Source organism: Duganella radicis (genome assembly GCF_009720825.1).
Classification (GTDB): domain Bacteria; phylum Pseudomonadota; class Gammaproteobacteria; order Burkholderiales; family Burkholderiaceae_D; genus Rugamonas; species Rugamonas radicis.
In genome coordinates this window covers 149,059-170,229 of record NZ_WNKY01000002.1, presented here as the reverse complement: position 1 = coordinate 170,229, position 21,171 = coordinate 149,059, and the positions used below count along the sequence as shown (strand labels likewise).

The following is a 21,171-nucleotide window of genomic DNA, read 5'->3' as shown; positions in this document are numbered from 1 at the left end:
GAGCGAGGGCGCGGCCTCGCACTTTGAGGTAACCGAGATGTCGAATCAAAAAATGTCCGTGATCGAGAAGGTCGGCTTCGGCGCCGGCGACATGGCGCTGAATGTGGTGATCTCGTCGATGATGTTGATGATCACCTTCTTCTACACCGACGTCTATGGCCTGGCCACGACCGACCTGGCCTTGCTGTTCGTGCTGGTGAAGGTCATCGGCGCCTGTAGCGATCTGGTGATGGGCCAGATTACCGATGCCGTCATGACGCGCTGGGGGCGTTATCGTCCGTGGCTGCTGTTCCTCGCCGTGCCGTATGGACTGAGCGTATTCTTCGTCTTCTCCACCCCCGACTGGGGCTACAGCGCCAAGCTGGTATGGGCTTATTCGACCTATATCATCATGACGCTGATGACCTCCGGTGTGGGCGTATCGTACATCTCGCTGCCAAGCACCTTGTCCAACGATCCGCAGCAGGTGCTGTCGGCCAATGGCTACCGCCTGTTCCTGGCCAAAGTCGGCGCCTTCATGGTGACCGTGGTGGTGCCGGTGCTGTCCGAGCGCTGGGGCGGGGGCAATGCGGCTGTGGGCTACCAGGCCGCCATGGCCCTGATGGCCGCCATGGGCGTGGTGCTGTTCCTGTTCTGCTTCTTCACCACCACCGAGCGCGTGGTGCACAAGGTGGCGCGCCAGCCGCTGGGTGAGCAGGTCAAGGTGCTGCTGCAAAACGACCAGTGGCTGATCCTGTGCGCCGTGTGCGTGACCGGTACCATCGGCTATGTGGTGCGCGGCTCGGTCGCCATTTACTACGCCAAGTATTATCTGGGCGCGAACGCCGAAACCGTGTCGGCCTTCCTGTCGACCGGCGTGGCGGCGGCCATCCTGTCCATGGTCGCCTCGACCTGGATTACCAAATTCTATTGCAAGGTCAAGCTGTTCCGCTGGACCCAGATCGCCGTCGGCTTGATCAGCGCGGCCATGTATTTCTTCGTCAAGCCGGGCGACGTGGCGCTGGCCTTCGTGTTGTACTTCCTGCTGTCCTTCGTGGTGGACCTGCATGCGCCGGTGTTCTGGTCGGCCATCGCCGAAACCATCGACTACGGCACCCTGAAGACCGGCAAGCGCGTTTCCGGCTTCGCCTTCGGCGGCATTTCGGTGTGCCAGAAGGCCGGCATGGGCATCGCCGGCGCGCTGGTGGGCGTGCTGCTGACGCATTTTGAATATCATCCGAACCAGGAGCAGACCGCATTTGCCCTGCATGGCATTGTGCTGATGCTGACGCTGATTCCTGGGTTCTTCCACACCGTAATGGGCCTGCTGATGTTCAAGTATCGCATCAACGATACTTACTACGGCGAGGTCAAGGCGAAGATGGGGGCCAAAGAATATGTGGCAGTCTAATTTTATGGAAATTGAAATGGAAAACATCCTCACCCCGCTGATCGAGCAGCGCGCCGATCCGCATATCTACCGTCATACCGACGGCTATTACTACTTCGTCGCCTCGGTGCCGGAATACGACCGCATTGAGCTGCGCCGCGCGCCAACCATCGCCGGCCTGGCGGACGCGGAGAAGGTCACCGTCTGGCGCAAGCCGGACACCGGCCCATACAGCGAACTGGTTTGGGCGCCGGAACTGCACTTCAACCAGGGCGCCTGGTACGTCTACTTCGCCGCCGCGCCCAGCCGCGAGATCAAGTACAAGCTGTTCCAGCACCGCATGTACGCGATCAGCACCGCCGCCGCCAACCCGCTGGAAGGCGAGTGGGAGTTCAAGGGCCAGATCGACACCGGCATCGACACTTTCTGCCTGGACGCCACCACCTTCACCCACAAGGACCAGCTGTACTACGTGTGGGCGCAGAAGGACAACGCCATCGAGGGCAATTCCAACATCTACATCGCGCCGATGAAAACGCCGTGGCAGCTGGGCGGCGAGCCGGTCATGTTGAGCAAGCCGGAATTCGACTGGGAGATCCGCGGCTTCTGGGTCAACGAAGGTCCGTCCATCCTGAAGAAGAACGGCAAGATCTTCCTCAGCTATTCGGCCAGCGCCACCGACGAAAACTACGCCATGGGCCTGCTGTGGGCGGACGAAAACGCCGATGTGCTGGACCCGAAATCGTGGACCAAGGCCAAGGAACCGGTGCTGCAAACCTGCTTCGAGCACAAGGTGTATGGCCCCGGCCATAATTCCTTTACCGTCGCGGATGATGGCGAAACTGTCATGTTGGTTTATCATGCACGCACCTACACCGAGATTATCGGCGACCCGCTGTGGAATCCGGACCGTCACACCTACGTAAAACCGTTGAAGTGGGACGAGCAGGGTATGCCCGTATTCGGAAAGCCGTCGATCGCATGAAATAAAAAGAGCGAACGCACCACTTCCGGCGGCCGAGCAGGGAAACCTCTCGGCCGCCTTGTCATTAGAGAGTCAACATGCAAGCAACGATCACTGAATCCCCATTTGGCAAACTGCCGGACGGCCGTGAAGCCCACCTCTACACCCTGACCAACGCCAATGGCATGATCGCCAAAATCAGTAATCTGGGCGGCGTCATCGTCGAGCTGCACGTGCCGGACCGCGACGGCGTGCTGGCCGATGTCTGCCACGGTTACGATCATCTGGATGCCTATCTGGGCGAATCGCAGTACTTCGGCGCGCTGATCGGCCGTTACGGCAACCGCATCGCCAATGGCCGCTTCACGCTGGACGGCGTGACCCATCAGCTGGACGTGAACGACGGCATCAACCACCTGCACGGCGGCACCGGCGGTTTCCACCGCCAGCTGTGGGACGCCGAAACCTTCGAGACGCCGCAATCGGTGGGCCTGATCCTGACTTACCTGAGCATCGACGGCGACCAGGGTTATCCCGGCACCGCCGAAGTCACCGCCATCTACGAGCTGCGCGAGAATAACGAGTTGCGCATCGCCTTCCACGCGGTCGCCGACAAGGCCACGCCGATGAACCTGACCAACCATGCTTACTTCAACCTGGCCGGGAAGGGCGATATTCTCGGCCACCAGCTGACCATTCCGGCCGACGCCTACACCCCGGTCGGCACCGGTCTGATTCCGGTCGGGCCGCCAGCGCCGGTGGCCGGCACGCCGTTCGATTTCCGCACGCCGCACGCCATCGGCGCGCGCGTCGATCAAAAAGACGAGCAGTTGGGCTTCGGTTCGGGCTATGACCACAACTTTGTGCTGAATAAATCGGCTGAAAAGGCGATGGAAGTGTCGGCCCGGGTGGTGGAGCCGGTGTCGGGCCGGGTGCTGGAGGTGCTGTCGCAGGAGCCGGGCATCCAGTTCTACAGCGGTAACTTCCTGAATGACGCGATTACTGGAAAAGGTCGCATCTACGGTTATCGCAGCGGCTTCTGTCTGGAACCGCAGCACTTCCCCGACTCGCCAAATCGTCCTGACTTTCCGTCGACCATCCTGCGCCCGGGCGAAGAATACGCCACGGTGATGGCTTACCGCTTCTCGATCGCGTAGGTATATCGTTTTCGATATCGATATCGATAAACAATTTATTGGAAAGTTATCTCACTCAGCCTTAGTATGCCTTATCGATGTGGGGGCATGATATTCACGCCCCCGCACAGGAAAATACTGAGGAGAAATGCATGTCTGAGAATGACAAAAAGGTGAAGCTGCGCTCCGCCGAATGGTTTGGTACGCAAGACAAGAACGGTTTCATGTATCGCAGCTGGATGAAGAATCAGGGCATTCCTGATCACGAATTCGAAGGCAAACCGATCATCGGCATCTGCAACACCTGGTCCGAACTGACCCCATGCAACGCGCACTTCCGCAAACTGGCGGACCACGTCAAGCGCGGTATCCTCGAAGCCGGCGGCTTCCCGGTTGAATTCCCGGTGTTCTCCAACGGCGAATCCAACCTGCGCCCAACCGCCATGCTGACCCGTAACCTGGCGTCCATGGACGTGGAAGAATCGATCCGCGGCAACCCCATGGACGGCGTGGTGCTGCTGGTGGGCTGCGACAAGACCACCCCGGCGCTGCTGATGGGCGCCGCCTCGGTCGACATCCCGACCATCGTGGTGACCGGCGGCCCTATGCTGAACGGTAAACTGAACGGCAAGAATATCGGCTCCGGCACCGCCGTCTGGCAGCTGCACGAGCAAGTCAAGGCCGGTGAAATCTCGATGCACGAGTTCATTGGCGCGGAAGCGGGCCACTCCCGTTCCGCAGGCACCTGCAACACCATGGGCACCGCATCGACCATGGCCTGCATGGCCGAATCGCTGGGCACATCGCTGCCGCACAACGCCGCCATTCCTGCCGTCGACGCGCGTCGCTACGTGCTGGCCCACATGTCGGGCATCCGAATCGTGGAGATGGTGAAGCAGGACCTGAAGCTGTCCAAGATCCTGACCAAAGAGAATTTCGAAAACGCCATCCGCGTCAACGCCGCCATCGGCGGTTCGACCAACGCCGTGATCCACCTGAAAGCCATCGCCGGCCGTATCGGTGTCGATCTGGAGCTGGAAGACTGGACCCGCGTCGGCCGCGGCACCCCGACCATCGTCGACCTGCTGCCGTCGGGCCGCTTCCTGATGGAAGAGTTCTACTACGCCGGCGGCCTGCCGGGCGTGATCCGCCGCATGGGCGACGGTAACATCCTGCCGCACCCGAACGCGCTGACCGTCAACGGCAAGACCATCTGGGAAAACTGCAACGACGCGCCGATCTACGATGATGAAGTGATCCGCACGCTGGACAACCCGATCCGCAAGGACGGCGGCATCTGCATCCTGCGCGGCAATCTGGCGCCACGCGGCGCGGTGCTGAAACCATCGGCCGCCACGCCGGAACTGATGCAGCATCGCGGCAAGGCCGTGGTGTTCGAGGACTTTGAGCACTACAAGTCGCGCATCATGGACCCGGACCTGGAAGTGGACAAGGACTCCGTGCTGGTGATGAAGAACTGCGGCCCGAAAGGTTATCCGGGCATGGCGGAAGTGGGCAATATGGGGCTGCCTCCGAAACTGCTGGCAGCTGGCGTGAAGGACATGGTACGTATCTCGGATGCGCGCATGAGCGGTACCGCGTACGGCACCGTGGTGCTGCACGTGGCGCCGGAAGCCATGGCCGGCGGCCCGCTGGGCATCGTCAAGGATGGCGACTGGATCACGCTGGATTGCGCCGGCGGCAAGCTGAATCTGGAAGTGTCGGACGAGGAAATCGCCGCGCGCCAGGCGGCTCGTGAGCGCGGCAGCGCGCCAGGTCCGAAGACCGGCTACCAGCAACTGTACATCGAGCACGTGCTGCAAGCCGACGAAGGTTGCGACTTCGACTTCCTGGTCGGCAATCGCGGCTCGGCAGTGCCACGCCACTCGCATTAATTCCGGAGACTTTACATGCTACTCGTACAATTCAAGAACGAACAAGGCGCGCGCAAGATCGGCGTGCTGGAAGATAAAACCATCCGCATCATCGACGGTTACAGCACCACTTACGCGCTGGCCCAGGATGCGATCCGCAAAGCCACCTCGCTGGCCACGCTGGCTGAAAAAGCCATCGGCGCGCAAACCACCTCGTTTGAAGCCGTTGCCGCCGCCGGCCGCCTGCTGTCGCCGCTGGATCACTCGGACGACGCCCACACCTACGTCACCGGCACCGGCCTGACCCACCTGGGCTCCGCCGACACCCGCGACGCCATGCACAAGAAAATCGGCGGCGACGTCGAATCGCTGAGCGACTCCATGAAGATGTTCCGCATGGGCGTGGAAGGCGGCAAGCCAGCCGCCGGCGAAGCAGGCGTGCAGCCGGAATGGTTCTATAAAGGCGACGGCTCGATCGTGGCCGCCAGCGGCCAGGATCTGAACATGCCGGACTTCGCGCTGGATGGCGGCGAAGAGCCGGAAGTGGCGGGCCTGTACATCATCGGCGACGACGGCCAGCCATACCGCGTTGGTTTCGCCATCGGCAACGAGTTCTCGGACCACGTGACCGAGCGCCAGAACTATCTTTACCTGGCGCACTCCAAGCTGCGCGTGTGCGGCCTCGGTCCAGCGCTGCTGGTGGGCGAAGCGCCGGCCAGCATCGAGGGCACCTCGCGCATCCTCGACAAGGAAGGCAAGGTACGTTGGGAGAAGCCATTCTTCAGCGGCGAGCAGAATATGTCGCACACCATCGCCAATCTGGAACATCACCACTTCAAATACGCGTTGTTCAAGCGTCCTGGCGACGTGCACGTGCACTTCTTCGGCACCGCCACCCTGAGCGTGGCCGACAACATCTCGGTGCAGCCGGGTGAAACGTTTGAGATCCACTCGCCGCAATTCGGTCCGGCCCTGCGCAACAAGCTGGCCGTGTACAAAACCGAAGTGGCCAAGGTGAAGGCATTATGATCATTACCGGCGATGCACTGATCGGCGGTCAGTCCGTTAAAGGCACCGGCGCGGGCGTCCGCGCCTACAATCCGGCCACGCAGCAGGTGATCGATCCTGAATTCCGTACTGTCGATGCGGCGCAGATCGATCAGGCTTGCCGCCTTGCCGATGAAGCTTTCGACACCTTCCGTTCGCTGAGCGACGAGAAGCGCGCCACCTTCCTCGACACCATCGCCGACCAGATCATGGCATTGGGCGATGTGCTGGTGGAGCGTGTGATGGCCGAAACCAGCCTGCCGCGCCCGCGCGTGGAAGGCGAGCGCGCCCGCACCGTGGGCCAGCTCAAACTGTTTGCCAACTTGCTGCGCGAAGGTTCGTGGCACGATGTGCGCTTCGATAAAGCTCTGCCGGACCGGACACCGCCGCGTCCTGACCTGCGCATGCGCATGATCGGCCTTGGCCCTGTGGCGGTTTTCGCCGCCAGCAACTTCCCGTTGGCTTTTTCTGTCGCAGGCGGCGACACCGCGTCGGCGCTGGCCGCCGGCTGCCCGGTGGTGTTGAAGGCGCACTTCGCGCATCCGGGCACGTCGGAGCTGGTCGGCCGCGCTGTCGTCAAAGCGGTGGAGATCTGCGGCCTGCCGGCTGGCGTGTTCTCGCTGCTGACCGGCGTGGGCAATGAACTGGGTATTGAGCTGGTGCGCCATCCCGCCATCAAGGCGGTGGGCTTTACCGGCTCGCGCGGTGGCGGCCTGGCGCTGATGGCCGCCGCGGCCGCGCGTCCGGTGCCGATTCCGGTGTATGCCGAAATGAGCTCGATCAATCCGGTGTTCCTGCTGCCGCAGGCGCTGAAAAACCGCGCGGAAGATATCGCCGCCGGCTTCGCCGCTTCGCTGACGCTGGGCGTGGGCCAGATGTGCACCAATCCTGGCCTGGTGCTGGCGATTGCCGGTCCTGACCTGGATCGCTTCACGGCGGCGGCTTCGCAGGCACTGGCGGGCGGTGCGGCTTGCTCGATGCTGTCGCCGGGGATCGCCGGTAACTTCGCGCGCGGTGTGAACCAATTGGCGGAACATGCGGATGTGAAGACGCTGGCGCTGGCGCCGCAGGCGGAAGGCAAGGGCGCTCCGGCGTTGTTCGTGTCGTCGGCTTCGGCCTTCCTGTCGCAGCACGCGCTGCAAGAAGAGATTTTTGGCCCGGCATCGCTGGTGGTGGCGTGCAAGGACGTGGCGGAACTGCGCCAGGTCGCGGACAAGCTGGAAGGCCAGCTGACCGCCACGCTGCAAATGGACGATGGCGACCTGGAAGCCGCGCAAGCGCTGCTGCCGGTGTTGGAGCGCAAGGTTGGCCGCATTCTGGCCAATGGCTATCCGACCGGCGTGGAAGTGTGCAGCGCCATGGTGCATGGCGGCCCGTTCCCATCGACGTCGGACGGCCGCACGACCTCGGTCGGCACCGGCGCGATCACGCGCTTCCTGCGTCCGGTGTGCTACCAGAACCTGTCGCAAGCCTTGCTGCCTGAAGTCCTGCGCGACAACGGCTCGGCCAAATGGCTGCGCCGCGAAGGCGAATTGACCCGCAATTGATGTGCAGTTGATGCACCGCGCCCCGCCGGAGGTGGGGTGCTTCCAATAATAAAACCGGAGACTGTATGACTCAACTGGCCAAGTTTGGCAGCTTGCGCGGCAAGCGCGTATTCATTACCGGCGGCGGTACCGGCATCGGCGAAGCGATGGTGATTTCCTTCGCGGAGCAGGGCGCACAAGTCGCCTTCGTCGACATCGCCCGCGATGCCAGCCTCGCGCTGATCCGCCGTGTGAAGGAAGCCGGTTATCCCGAGCCGCTGTTCCGCCAGTGTGACATCACAGACATCCCGGCCCTCCAGGCCACCATCAACGAACTGGCTGGCCTGGTCGGCGACTTCGACATCCTCGTCAACAACGCCGCCAACGACCAGCGCCACGAAACCTCCGACGTCACGCCCGAATTCTGGGACAAGTGCATCGCCGTCAACCAGCGTCCGATGTTCTTCACCTGCCAGGCTGTTTTGGAAGGCATGAAGAAAAAAGGCGCAGGCTCCATCATCAACGTCGGCTCCATCTCCTGGCACGTCAAGAACGCTGGCTACCCGGCCTACGCCACTACCAAGGCCGCCGTGCATGGCCTGACCCGTGGCCTGGCGCGTGAATTCGGCGCCCACGGCATCCGCGTCAACACCGTCACCCCTGGTTGGGTAATGACCCAGCGCCAGATCGACCTGTGGCTGGACGACGCCGGCGAGCAGGATATCAAGCGTAACCAATGCCTGCAAAACAAACTGATGCCGCAACACGTGGCATCGATGGTGTTGTTCCTGGCCGCCGACGACGGCGCCATGTGCACGGCCCAGGAGTTCATCGTCGACGCGGGCTGGGTGTAATCCGCCCGCAGTAGCACCGTTCGCCCCCGGAGACACCGCATCGACGCGGCGGGGTATAGCAACCATAGAAAATGGCAGGAACATGGTGAAAAGAACCATCGCCGCCGCGCTGACCAGTGCCGCCTTCGCCGGCTCCGTCGCTGCGGCCGCCCCCGCAGCCGTCACGCCTTTGCGCAGCCCGGACGCGCATATCGCCGTTACCGTGCGTGCCGCCGACGGCAAGCTCACTTACGCCATCACCCGCGACGGCAAGCCGGTCCTGTTGGCCTCCGATCTCGGCCTGCAACTCGCCGGCGCGGACCTCAGCAACGACCTCACGCTGGTCAACGCCAGCGCTCCGCGCGCGGTTGAGGACCATTACCAGATGGCCGTCGGCAAAAAGCGCGATATCAGCTACCGCGCCAACGAGCAGACCTACTCGCTGCAAAACGCCAAACAGCAAAAGATCGACATCGTGTTCCGTGTCTCGAACGACGGCGTAGCGTTCCGCTACATCGTCGCCGAGCCATCGCTGCCGCTGAAAAAACTGGTGCAGGAACAAACCACCTTTGCGCTGCCAAACGGTGCCAAGGCGTGGCTGCAACCGATGGCGGTGGCGCAAACCGGCTGGTCCAACACCAATCCATCGTACGAAGAACACTACCAGATGGAGATCCCGGCCGGCACCAAATCGCCGACCGAAGCCGGCTGGGTGTTCCCGGCCCTGTTCAAGACCGGCCCCAACTGGCTCGCCATCTCCGAAGCCAATATGGACGGTAGCTGGCAAGCCTCGCGCCTCGCGCAAAACAGCGACGGCGGCAAATACCGCATCGGTAATCCAATGGCGCCCGAGGTCTACACCAACGGCGGCCTGATGGCCGAAGTGGAGGGGACGCTCACCTCCCCATGGCGTCTGATCGCACTGGGTTCGCTGGCCACCGTTACCAACTCCACTCTTGGCACCGACCTCGCCGCACCGGCCATCGCCTTCGATGCCGCGCGCGTCAAACCCGGCCACGCCTCGTGGAGCTGGGCCATCCTGAAGGACGACGGCACTGTCTACGACATCCAGAAAAAGTTCATCGACTACGCCGCCGACATGCACTGGGATTACACCCTGATCGACGCCGACTGGGACCGCAAGATCGGCTACGACAAGATCAAGGAACTGGCCGACTACGCCGCCAGCAAGAACATCGGCCTGATCCTCTGGTACAACTCCTCCGGCGACTGGAACAAAACCGAATACTCGCCTAAAAGCCAACTGCTGACCCATGAGCAGCGCGTCAAGGAATTCAAGCGCGTGCGCGACATGGGCATCAAGGGCCTGAAGATCGACTTCTTCGGCGGCGATGGCCAGTCCATGATCGCCTACTACAACGACATCCTGCGTGACGCCGCCGATGCCGGCCTGCTGGTCAACTTCCATGGCGCCACGCTGCCGCGTGGCTGGGCGCGCACCTGGCCCAACCTGATGACCATGGAAGCCATCCGCGGCTTCGAGTTCACCACCTTCGAACAGAAGGACCAGGACCTGATGCCGAGCCACGCCGCCATGCTGCCGTTCACCCGCAACCTGTTCGATCCGATGGATTTCACGCCCATGGTGTTCGGCGATATCCCCAACATCAAGCGTGCCAGCACCAACGGCTTTGAACTGGCGACGTCTGTGCTGTATCTGTCCGGTATCCAGCACTTTGCGGAAATCCCGGAAGGCATGGCCACCGTGCCGACCTACGTCAAGCAATTCCTGCAAAACCTGCCGCGCAGCTGGGACGACAGCCGGCTGGTGGACGGCTATCCCGGCCAGCACGCCGTGATCGCGCGCCGCGCAGGCGACACCTGGTACATCGCCGGCATCAACGGCAGCGGGAAAGAAAAAACGCTGACACTGGACTTGTCCTTCATCGGCAAAAAACAGGGCGTCATCTTCACCGATGGCGACCAGACGCGCAGCTTTAGCCAGCGCAGCATCGCTGCCAGCAAAAAAGTAGTCGTAACCATCAAGCCGCACGGCGGCTTTGTCATCCAACTATAAACAGGAGACCTGAGAGATGAATCCAATCAAACGTGGCGTACTCGCGCTGTGCATGTTGGCCTCTGGCGGCGTATTCGCGGCCGAACTGACCATCGATGCCGCCAAACCAGGCGCCGTGATCAACAAGGACGTGTACGGCCAGTTCGCCGAGCACCTTGGCACTGGTATCTATGAAGGTATCTGGGTCGGTCCGAAATCGAAAATCCCTAACACCAAGGGCTGGCGCAACGACGTGGTCGGCGCGCTGAAAGACATCAAGGTGCCGCTGGTGCGCTGGCCGGGCGGCTGCTTCGCCGATGAATACCACTGGCGCGATGGCATTGGCCCGCGCGAGAAGCGTCCGGTCAAGGTCAACACCAACTGGGGCGGCGTGGATGAATCCAACGCCGTCGGCACGCACGAATTCTTCGATCTGGTCGACCTGCTGGGCGCGGACGCCTACGTCAACGGCAACCTGGGTACCGGCAGCGCGCAAGAGATGTCGGAGTGGGTCGAGTACATGACCTCCGACAGCAAGTCCACGCTGGCCAACCTGCGTCGCAAGAATGGCCACGACAAGCCGTTCAAGGTGGCTTACTTCGCCGTCGGTAACGAGGCGTGGGGCTGTGGCGGCAATATGAGCCCGCAGTACTACTCGGACCTGTACAAGCAAGTCGAGACCTTCCTGCGCGCACCGCAACAGTATCGTCCTAAAATTATCGCCAGCGGCGGCAATGACAACGATCTGACCTGGACCGATGTGCTGAGCAAGGAGCTGAAAAAACAAACCAGCGGCATCAGCTTCCACTACTACACTCTGCCAACCGGCAAATGGGAAGTGAAGGGCGCCTCCACCGGATTCCAGGAAAACGAATGGATTTCCACCGTGTCCAACACCTTGCGCATGGATGACCATATCCGCAAGAACACCGCCGCCATGGACAAGCATGACCCTGAGAAGAAACTGGGCCTGTTCGTGGACGAGTGGGGCACCTGGTATGACGTTGAGAAGGGCACCAATCCGGGCTTCCTGTTCCAGCAGAACACTCTGCGCGATGCGGTGGTCGCCGCGCTCAACTTCAACATCTTCCACGCCCACGCCGACCGCGTGCGCATGACCAATATCGCGCAGATGGTCAACGTGCTGCAAGCGATGATCATCACCGACAAGGACAAGATGATCCTGACGCCGACCTACTACGCGTACCAGATGTATGTGCCGTTCCAGGGCGCGACCTCGCTGCCGATTACGCTCAAGGATAATCCTGACTACAGCGTTGGCAATGTGAAGGTGCCTGAGGTCAGCGCATCGGCCGCACGTGGCACTGACGGCAAGCTGTATTTGGCGCTGGTTAACACCAATCCGAACAAGCCTGCCGATGTGGCGCTGAATGTTCCGGGCCAGACTGTGAAAGCAGTGAAAGGCCGCGTGCTGACCGCCGCCGCAATGGATGCGCATAACACCTTCGCCTCGCCGCAAGCGATCAAGCCTGCGCCGTTCAGCGCCGCCGCTGGCGCCGATGGCAAGCTGACCGTCAAAGTGCCGGCCAAGGCCGTAATCGTAGTGGCAGTGGAGTAAGCACATGGAAGAGATCAAGATGAAGCGCCGCAAGGTAATTACCGCCGGCGGCGTAGCTCTGGTGTTGGCAGGTTGCGGCGGTGGCGGTGGCGGCACGACGGCGACGCCTACCCCGGCGCCAACGCCAACTCCAACTCCGACGCCAACGCCAACCCCGACGCCGACGCCAACCCCGACGCCGACGCCAACGAGCGTCACGTTCGCCGACGTGTCGGTCCACGACCCGTCCGTCATCAAGGTGGACGGCACGTTCTACGTATTCGGCTCGCACCTGGCCGCGGCCAAGTCGACGGACCTGATGAACTGGACCAAGATCGCCGACGGCGTCAACGCCGCCAATCCGCTGTTCAACAACGTGGTGACCTCGCTGGCCGATACCTTCGCCTGGGCGCAGGTCACCGACCTGTGGGCGCCGGACGTGGTGAAGCTTGCCGATGGCAAGTTCTATCACTACTACTGCTCGTGCAAAGGCGACTCCCCGCGCTCGGCGCTGGGTCTCGCGGTGGCGGACAAGGTGGAAGGCCCGTACGTCAACAAGCAGATCCTGCTCAAGTCGGGCAACTGGGGCGGCCCGGGCGAAGATGGCGTCACCATCTACGACGCGCTGACCATGCCGAACGTGGTGGACCCGAACACCTTCTTCGACCAGAGCGGCAAGCTGTGGATGATCTACGGCTCGTACTCGGGCGGCATCTTCATCCTGGAGATGGACACCACCACCGGCTTGCAGAAGCCGGGGCAGAGCTACGGCAAGCACCTGATGGGCGGTAACCACAGCCGCATCGAAGGCGCGTATGTGCTGTACAGCCCACAGTCGAAGTACTACTACCTGTTCACGTCCTTTGGCGGGCTGGATGCCAATGGCGCGTACAACATGCGCGTAGCGCGTTCGCTGAAACCGGATGGTCCGTATCTGGACGCCAAGGGCAACGACATGGCCAACGTCAAGTCGAATCCCGCGCTGCCGCTGTTTGACGATGCCAGCATCGCGCCGTACGGCCAGAAGATCATGGGCAACCACCAGTTCGCGCTGGCGGCCGGCGAAACCGGCACGCCGCTGGGCTATGTATCGCCGGGCCACAACTCGGCTTACTACGAAGCCTCGACCGGGCAGTACTTCCTGATCTTCCATACCCGCTTCCCGGGCACGGGTGAACTGCATCAGGTGCGCGTGCACGAGATGTTCATCAATGCCGATGGCTGGCCGGTGGTGTCGCCGTTCCGCTACGCGCCGCTCAGCAAGAACGCGACGACGTTGTCGGCCGAGGTGACGGCGGCCGATGCGGCGGGCTCGTACAAGATGATCAACCACGGCAAGGACATCTCGACCGCCATCAAGGCTTCGCAGAATGTGGTGCTGGCGGCGGATGGTACGGTGTCCGGCTCGGCGTCGGGTACGTGGAAGCACGACGGCAGCAACAAGATCACCATTTCGCTCGGCGCGACCGGGACCTTCGCTGGCGTGTTGTCGCGCCAGTGGAATACCAACGCCGGCGCGTTTGTGGTGACGTGGACGGCGCAATCGGTGGACGGCGTGTCCATCTGGGGCGCGCGTACCGGCAACTGACAAGAGGTTCGCAATGAAGTATGTTTTATCGATGGTGGCGTTGGCGCTGGCTACCGTTGGCTGCACGGCCAAGGAAGTCAGCGTGCATGATCCGGTGATGGCCAAGGAGGGTGATACTTACTACGTGTTCAGCACGGGGCCGGGTATCACTTTCTACAGCTCGAAGGATATGAAGAACTGGACGCCGGAAGGCCGTGTGTTCAAGGGCCAGCCGGTGTGGGCGAAGAAGGCCGCGCCGACGTTTGACGACCATATCTGGGCGCCGGACATCCAGTTCCATAATGGTCAATACTATTTGTATTATTCCGTTTCGGGCTTTGGCAAGAACACGTCGGGCATCGGCGTCACCGTCAATAAAACGCTGAATCCTCGTTCGCCTGACTACAAGTGGGAGGACAAGGGGATGGTGCTCCAGTCGGTGCCTAACCGCGATGACTGGAACGCCATCGATCCGAATGTGATTGAAGATGGCAAGGGCAATGCGTGGATGTCGTTCGGCTCCTTCTGGAGCGGGCTGAAACTCGTCAAGCTCAATAAGGCGTGGACTGGCCTGGCGGAACCACAGGAGTGGCACGCGATCGCCAGCCGCACCCATGGCGCGTCCGGCGCGGGCGAGCAGGCCGGTGCCGGTGAGATCGAGGCGCCATACATCTTCAAGAAGGGCGAATATTACTATCTGTTCGCATCGTTCGGCCTTTGCTGCCGCAAGGGCGATAGCACCTACCATGTGGTGGTGGGCCGTTCGAAAGAGATCACCGGACCGTATGTCGACAAGAACGGCGTCGACATGATGAAAGGCGGCGGCTCGCTGTTGATCGCCGGCGACAAGGACTGGAAAGGCCTGGGCCACAACAGCGCCTACACCATGGACGGCAAGGACTATCTCGTGTTGCACGCCTACGAGACGGCCGACAACTACCTGCAAAAGCTGAAAATCATGGAAATGAAATTTGACGCCGCCGGCTGGCCGACCGTCGAGCAGGCAGACCTCAACAAATACCGCAGCAATCAGCTGCCGGCGAAATAATGGCTGCCCGCGTGTCCATCGCCTCGCAACGGCTGTCCCGCCGCGGCGCGATCAAGCTGGCGGCGGGAGCGGCAGCGACAGTCGCTTCGCATGGTGCCCTCGCGTCCGGCAAAGCCGTGAGCGGTGCATCGACGGCCGGCGCGGTCGCTGCCGGAGCTGTCGGCGCGGCCAGCGCGGCATCGCCCGCCGACGGCCCTGTGTCGCTATTCCCGCTGAACGCCGTGCGCCTCGGGCCGAGCCCCTTCCTGGAGGCCCAACAAACCGACCTGCGCTACATCCTGTCGCTGGACGCCGACCGCTTGCTGGCCCCATTCCTGCGCGAAGCCGGCCTGCCGCTCAAGCAGCCCACCTACGGCAACTGGGAATCCTCCGGCCTCGATGGCCACATGGGTGGCCACTACCTCTCCGCGCTGGCCCTGATGGTCGCCGCCACCGGCGACAACGAAGTCCGCAAGCGCCTGAACTACTTCGTTGAAGAACTCAATCTCTGCCAGCAAGCCAACGGCAACGGCTATATCGGTGGCGTCCCTGGTGGCGCGGCCGCATGGAAGGACATCGCCGAAGGCAAACTCCACGCCGACAACTTCTCGGTCAACGGCAAATGGGTCCCTTGGTACAACCTCCACAAAACCTACGCCGGCCTGCGCGACGCCTACACTTACGCCGGCAATGAGCAAGCCCGCACCATGCTGATCGCCCTGTGCGACTGGACGCTGGAGCTGACTTCGCACCTGAGCGAAGAGCAGATGCAATCCATGCTGCGCGCGGAACACGGCGGCATGAACGAAGTGCTGGCCGACGTCGCCCATATGACCGGCCAACAGAAATACATGGAACTGGCCATTCGCTTCTCGCATCAGGCCATCCTCAAGCCGCTGGAAGAGAACAAAGACCAGCTCACCGGCCTGCACGCCAACACGCAAATCCCGAAAGTCATCGGCTTCAAGCGCATCGGCGACATCACGTCGCGCAAAGACTGGCAAAAAGCCGCCGCCTTCTTCTGGCAGACCGTCCATGACCACCGCACCGTGGCCATCGGCGGCAATAGCGTGAGAGAGCACTTCCACAGCGATAAAGACTACACCTCCATGATCGAGGAAGTGGAGGGCCCGGAGACCTGCAACACCTACAATATGCTCAAGCTCACCGAACTGCTGTTCACCGGTGACGCCAAAGGCAGCTACGCCGACTACTACGAGCGTGCGTTGTACAACCACATCCTGTCGTCGCAGCACCCGGACAGCGGTGGTTTCGTCTACTTCACGCCGATGCGGCCCAACCATTACCGCGTCTACTCGCAGCCGCAGAAAGCCATGTGGTGCTGCGTCGGCTCCGGCCTTGAAAGCCACGCCAAGTACGGAGAATTCATCTACGCCCATCGCGGCGACAACCTGTATGTCAACCTGTTCATCCCGTCCACGCTGGACTGGCGCGAGCAGGGCGTGCAAATTCGCCAGTCCAACCGCTTCCCGGATGAAGACCGCAGCACCATCACCGTCAAGGGCAATAAGACCTTCACGCTGAAAATCCGCTATCCGGAATGGGTGGAGCAGGGCGCCTTGCGCGTCAGCGTCAACGGCAAACAGGTGGCTGCCGCCATCGGCGCCGACCGCTACGTCAACGTGCGCCGTGCATGGCGCGACGGCGACAAGGTCGAGATCCAGCTGCCGATGAAAACCCGCCTTGAGCAGATGCCCGACAAATCGGCGTACTACGCCGTGCTGCACGGCCCCGTGGTGCTGGCGGCGAAGACCAATCCATTCCCTGGCGAGCAGCCCAACTACCTGGCCGACGACAGCCGCATGGGCCACATCGCCAGCGGCCCGGTATGTCCGCTGGAGCAGGCGCCGGTGCTGGTGAGCGAGAACGCCGCCTTCGCCGGTCGCTTCCGCCCGGTGCCCGGCCGGCCGCTGACCTTTACCGCGCCGGGACTGGTGCAGGCCGCGCAGTCCGGCCCCACCACCTTCGTGCCGTTCTTCCGCGTGCACGATGCGCGCTACGTGGTCTACTGGCCGTACTCCACGCCGGGCGAGCTGGTCGAACGCCGTGCCAAAGCCGCCGAAGACGAAAAAGAACGCCTCGCGCTGGACGCCCAGACCATCGATCAGGTGGCGCCGGGCGAGCAGCAGCCGGAGTCCGACCACTTCTTCAAGGCCGAAGGCGCGGATGCGGGCGTCAACAAAGGCCGACACTGGCGCCACGCGACCGGCTGGTTCAGCTACGATCTGACCGATAAAAAAGGCGAGGCGCATGTGCTGCGGCTGACATATTCAAAACAGGATGCTGGCCGCCGTTTCGATATCCTGATCAACGGCCAGCTGCTGGCCGAAGTGCGTCTGGACGCCAGTGCGCTGCAGGAGTTCTATACCCGCGATTACCCGATTCCCGCAGGCGCAGCCAGTGCCGGCAAGCTGGTAATCAGGTTTGTCGCAAGGGATGGCTCGGTGGCCGGCGGCCTGTATGGCCTGCGCCTGCTGCGCTGACATATCGAAATTGATATTGCAGGATCTGAAAATATCATTGGATAGATATTTGTGTTTCTCATAGTATTAATCCGAAAAGAACACGATAAAAAACTTATCAGGAGACCTCACCATGAATCGTAGAACCGTTCTGGCGTCCGCACTGGCCGCCGCCATCACCCTGAGCGCGCCGGCATTCGCCGCCAAGCCGCTGGTCATCGGCTTCTCGCAGGTCGGCGCCGAAAGCGAATGGCGCACCGCGAACACTGTTTCGGTCAAGGACGCCGCCAAAAAAGAAGGCATCACCCTCAAGTTCGCGGACGCCCAGCAGAAGCAGGAAAATCAGGTCAAGGCCATCCGCTCCTTCATCGCCCAGCGCGTGGACGTGATTGCGTTCTCGCCGGTGGTGGAATCGGGCTGGGATACGGTGCTGCGTGAAGCCAAGCGCGCCAACATCCCGGTGATCCTGACCGACCGCGCGGTGAATGTCAGCGATCCTTCGTTGTACGTGAGTTTCCTGGGTTCGGACTTCGTGGAAGAAGGCCGCCGCGCCGGCCGCTGGCTGGTGGAGCGCCAGAAGAAAACCCCTGATGCCGTTTTGAATATCGTTGAGCTGCAAGGCACCGTGGGCTCCGCGCCTGCGCTGGACCGCAAGAAGGGCTTCGAGGAAGTCATCGCCGGCAATCCGAAGCTGAAGGTGCTTCGTTCGCAGACCGGTGACTTCACCCGCGCCAAGGGCAAGGAAGTGATGGAAGCCTTCCTGAAAGCCGAAGGCAAGAAGATCAATGTGCTGTATGCGCACAACGATGACATGGCTATCGGCGCGATCCAGGCCATCGAGGAAGCGGGCCTGAAACCAGGCAAGGACATTTTGGTGATTTCGATCGACGGCGTGAAGGGCGCGTTTGAAGCCATGATCGCCGGTAAGCTGAATGTAACGGTGGAGTGCAATCCGCTGCTCGGCCCTCAGCTGATGCAGATCGCCAAAGACGTTGTCGCCGGCAAGCCTGTACCTAAGCGCGTTGTGACGCAAGAGGGCGTGTTCCCGGCTGAAGTCGCGGCCAAGGAATTCCCGAACCGTAAATACTGATAGCGATGACGATTACTTCTTCCGCTCCGGCGCCTGTGCTGGAGCTGCGTGGCATCAGCAAGGCCTTCACCGGAGTGCAGGCCTTGAACGGCGTGTCGCTCAATTTGTATCCTGGTGAAGTCCACACGCTGATGGGCCAGAACGGCGCCGGCAAGTCGACTTTGATCAAGGTGCTGACTGGCGTGTACACGCCGGATGCCGGTCAGATTGTGCTGGCCGGGCAGTCGATTCAGCCGCAGTCCACGCTGGATGCGCAGAACCATGGCATCAGCACTGTTTATCAGGAAGTGAATCTCTGCCCGAATCTGTCGGTGGCAGAGAATATTTTCATCGGGCGTTATCCGCGCAAGCTGGGGCGCATCGATTGGGCCGGCATGGCGAAGCAGGCCACCGAGCTGCTGGAGCGCATGCAGATCCGGATCGATGTGACGCTGCCGCTGGCGCACTATCCGCTGGCGATCCAGCAGATGGTGGCGATTTCGCGTTCACTGCTGGTGTCGGCCAAGGTGCTGATTCTGGACGAGCCGACTTCCTCGCTGGATGAGAAGGAAGTGGATTTGCTGTTCAGCGTATTGCGCGGCCTGCGCGAGCAGGGCATGGCGATTCTGTTTGTGACGCACTTCCTTGATCAGACGTACGCGATTTCGGACCGTATCACCGTGATGCGCAATGGCGAGCGGGAAGGGGAATACCTCGCCGCCGACCTGTCGCGCGTTGAGCTGGTCAACAAGATGGTCGGCGCGCCGGCCTCCATCCCGGTAGCCGCCAGCCCCGCTGGCGATGCCGCTGCGCCGGGTGACGTCGGCGGCGGGCAATCAGCCGCTTCGGCTGGTGGCGCGGCGGGGGGCGAGGGACGCTTCAAGGCCTTCCTGCGCGCCGTGGGTCTGGGCCGCAAGGGCGCGCTCACGCCGATGGATCTGGAAATCCGCGAGGGCGAGCTGCTGGGCCTTGCCGGCCTGCTGGGCTCCGGCCGCACCGAGGCTGCGCGCCTGCTGTTCGGCGCCGACAAAGCCGACAGCGGCTCCATCACCATCGACGGCAAAGAACAAACCTTCGCCACGCCGCGCGACGCCATCGCCGCCGGCATCGGCTTCTGCTCCGAAGACCGCAAACTGGAAGGCGCGGTGCTCGACCTGTCGGTGCGCGAAAACCTGATTCTCGCCCTGCAGGCCCGCAGCGGCATGATGCGGGCCATTCCGCTCAAACGCCAGCAACAACTGGCGGAAGAATACGTGAAAGCGCTCGGTATCAAAACCGCCAGCATCGAAACGCCGATCGGCTCACTCTCCGGCGGCAACCAGCAAAAAGTGCTGCTGGCGCGCTGGCTGGTCACCGATCCCAAACTGCTGATCCTGGACGAACCGACGCGCGGCATCGACGTGCGCGCCAAGCAGGAAATCATGGACTACGTCTCCGCCCTGTGCAAGAAAGGCATGTCCATCCTGTTCATCTCGTCCGAACTGCCCGAAGTGCTGCGCGTGAGCGACCGCATCGTCGTCATGCGCGACCGCAAAGCCGGCGGCGAATACCCGCGCGGTGCGCTGGACGAAACCACCGTGCTGCACGTGATCGCGGCGGGAGACCAGCATGCATAACGCCTCCGCCGCGCCGCTGGGCAACGCAACGACAACCAAGCGAAATACCGCCATGCTGCAACACCCTCTATTCCGTCCGCTGGCCGCGCTGGCGATCCTGCTGTTGATCGACTTGATCATGATCCCCGGCTTCTTTCACCTTGAGATCAAGGACGGCCACCTGTACGGCAGCCTGATCGACATCGCCAACCGCGCCGCGCCGCTGATCCTGGCGGCCATCGGCATGACGCTGGTGATCGCCACGCGCGGCATCGACATCTCGGTCGGCGCCACCGTCGCCATCAGCGGCACCGTGGCCGCGATGCTGATCGGCGGCACCATGGTCATGAACAACGGCACGCCGGAATACGTGGCCAACACCCCGATGTGGATGGCGCTGGCCGCCGCCATGGGGGCCGCGCTGCTGTGCGGCGCGTGGAATGGCGCGCTGGTGGCAGGCCTGGGCCTGCAACCCATCGTCGCCACCCTGATCCTGATGGTGGCGGGGCGCGGCCTGGCGCAGTTGTTCACCGATGGCCAGATCATCACCGTCTACTACCAACCGTTCTTCTTCCTCGGCAGCGGCTACCTGCTTGGCTTGCCGTTCTCGCTGTTCATCGTGGCGGCCGTGTTCATCGTCACCGCGCTGCTGCTGCGTAAAACCGCGCTTGGCCTGTTCATCCAGTCGGTCGGCATTAACCCGGTCGCCGCTCGGCTGGCTGGCTTGAAGACCGCGTCGCTGATCTTCTTCGTCTACGTGTTCTGTGCGGCCTGCGCCGGCGTGGCCGGTCTGATGATCACCTCCAACATCAAGAGCGCGGACGCCAACAACGCCGGCCTGCTGCTGGAACTGGACGCCATCCTGGCCGTCACGTTGGGCGGCACCTCGCTGGCCGGCGGCAAATTCAGCCTGGCCGGCAGCGTGATCGGCGCGCTGATCATCCAGACGCTGACCTACACCATCTACTCCATCGGCCTGCCGCCGGAAGTCAACATGGTGGTCAAATCGGTCGTCGTGTTTGTGATCTGCGTGTCGCAGTCGGCGGAATTCAAAACCATGTGGCGCCGCGCTTTCCCTGGCGCCCGCGGAGGCAAGACCCAATGAG

At 62.2% G+C, this 21,171-nt stretch carries 15 protein-coding genes; all 15 read left to right on the top strand.

Going from position 1 to position 21,171, the window contains the following annotated elements; translation table 11 throughout:
• Window positions 1-37: 37 nt before the first annotated feature.
• The gene (locus GM676_RS03940; RefSeq protein ID WP_155462089.1) at window positions 38-1,390 is read left to right on the top strand and encodes an MFS transporter; all 1,353 of its coding nucleotides are present in this window, start codon (window positions 38-40) and stop codon (window positions 1,388-1,390) included.
• 16 nt (window positions 1,391-1,406) lie between these two features.
• Window positions 1,407-2,354: a glycoside hydrolase family 43 protein gene (locus GM676_RS03935; RefSeq protein ID WP_155462088.1), complete on the top strand. Its 948-nt coding sequence runs from the start codon at window positions 1,407-1,409 to the stop codon at window positions 2,352-2,354.
• Window positions 2,355-2,431: 77 nt separating this feature from the next.
• Window positions 2,432-3,490, top strand: coding sequence for an aldose epimerase family protein (locus tag GM676_RS03930; RefSeq protein WP_155462087.1), 1,059 nt, complete (start codon window positions 2,432-2,434; stop codon window positions 3,488-3,490).
• Window positions 3,491-3,621: 131 nt separating this feature from the next.
• Window positions 3,622-5,364: an IlvD/Edd family dehydratase gene (locus tag GM676_RS03925; protein WP_155462086.1), complete on the top strand. Its 1,743-nt coding sequence runs from the start codon at window positions 3,622-3,624 to the stop codon at window positions 5,362-5,364.
• A gap of 15 nt (window positions 5,365-5,379) precedes the next feature.
• Window positions 5,380-6,372 (top strand): AraD1 family protein, encoded by a 993-nt coding sequence (gene araD1, locus GM676_RS03920; protein WP_155462085.1) that lies wholly within the window; start codon window positions 5,380-5,382, stop codon window positions 6,370-6,372.
• A complete protein-coding gene (locus GM676_RS03915) occupies window positions 6,369-7,937 on the top strand; it encodes an aldehyde dehydrogenase (NADP(+)) (RefSeq protein WP_155462084.1) in 1,569 nt (522 codons plus the stop codon). The genes araD1 and GM676_RS03915 overlap by 4 nt, the downstream gene beginning before the upstream one ends.
• A 65-nt stretch (window positions 7,938-8,002) precedes the next feature.
• Window positions 8,003-8,770, top strand: a complete 768-nt coding sequence (locus GM676_RS03910) for an SDR family NAD(P)-dependent oxidoreductase (RefSeq protein ID WP_155462083.1) — start codon at window positions 8,003-8,005, stop codon at window positions 8,768-8,770.
• 82 nt (window positions 8,771-8,852) lie between these two features.
• Window positions 8,853-10,787 (top strand): glycoside hydrolase family 97 protein, encoded by a 1,935-nt coding sequence (locus tag GM676_RS03905; RefSeq protein WP_155462082.1) that lies wholly within the window; start codon window positions 8,853-8,855, stop codon window positions 10,785-10,787.
• Between the two features lie 16 nt (window positions 10,788-10,803).
• A complete protein-coding gene (locus GM676_RS03900) occupies window positions 10,804-12,345 on the top strand; it encodes an alpha-N-arabinofuranosidase (RefSeq protein ID WP_155462081.1) in 1,542 nt (513 codons plus the stop codon).
• 4 nt (window positions 12,346-12,349) lie between these two features.
• Window positions 12,350-13,912 carry a glycoside hydrolase family 43 protein gene (locus tag GM676_RS03895; RefSeq protein WP_155462080.1) on the top strand — a complete coding sequence of 521 codons (1,563 nt, stop codon included), beginning with the start codon at window positions 12,350-12,352 and terminating at the stop codon, window positions 13,910-13,912.
• A 13-nt stretch (window positions 13,913-13,925) separates the two neighbouring features.
• Window positions 13,926-14,939, top strand: coding sequence for an arabinan endo-1,5-alpha-L-arabinosidase (locus GM676_RS03890; RefSeq protein WP_155462079.1), 1,014 nt, complete (start codon window positions 13,926-13,928; stop codon window positions 14,937-14,939).
• A complete protein-coding gene (locus GM676_RS03885) occupies window positions 14,939-17,422 on the top strand; it encodes a glycoside hydrolase family 127 protein (protein ID WP_155462078.1) in 2,484 nt (827 codons plus the stop codon). The genes GM676_RS03890 and GM676_RS03885 overlap by 1 nt, the downstream gene beginning before the upstream one ends.
• A gap of 112 nt (window positions 17,423-17,534) precedes the next feature.
• Entirely contained in the window at window positions 17,535-18,491 is a 957-nt protein-coding gene (locus GM676_RS03880) for an ABC transporter substrate-binding protein (RefSeq protein WP_155462077.1), read from the top strand.
• 5 nt (window positions 18,492-18,496) lie between these two features.
• Entirely contained in the window at window positions 18,497-20,086 is a 1,590-nt protein-coding gene (locus GM676_RS03875; RefSeq protein ID WP_155462076.1) for a sugar ABC transporter ATP-binding protein, read from the top strand.
• Between the two features lie 52 nt (window positions 20,087-20,138).
• Window positions 20,139-21,170 (top strand): ABC transporter permease, encoded by a 1,032-nt coding sequence (locus tag GM676_RS03870; RefSeq protein ID WP_211923149.1) that lies wholly within the window; start codon window positions 20,139-20,141, stop codon window positions 21,168-21,170.
• Window position 21,171: the final 1 nt, after the last annotated feature.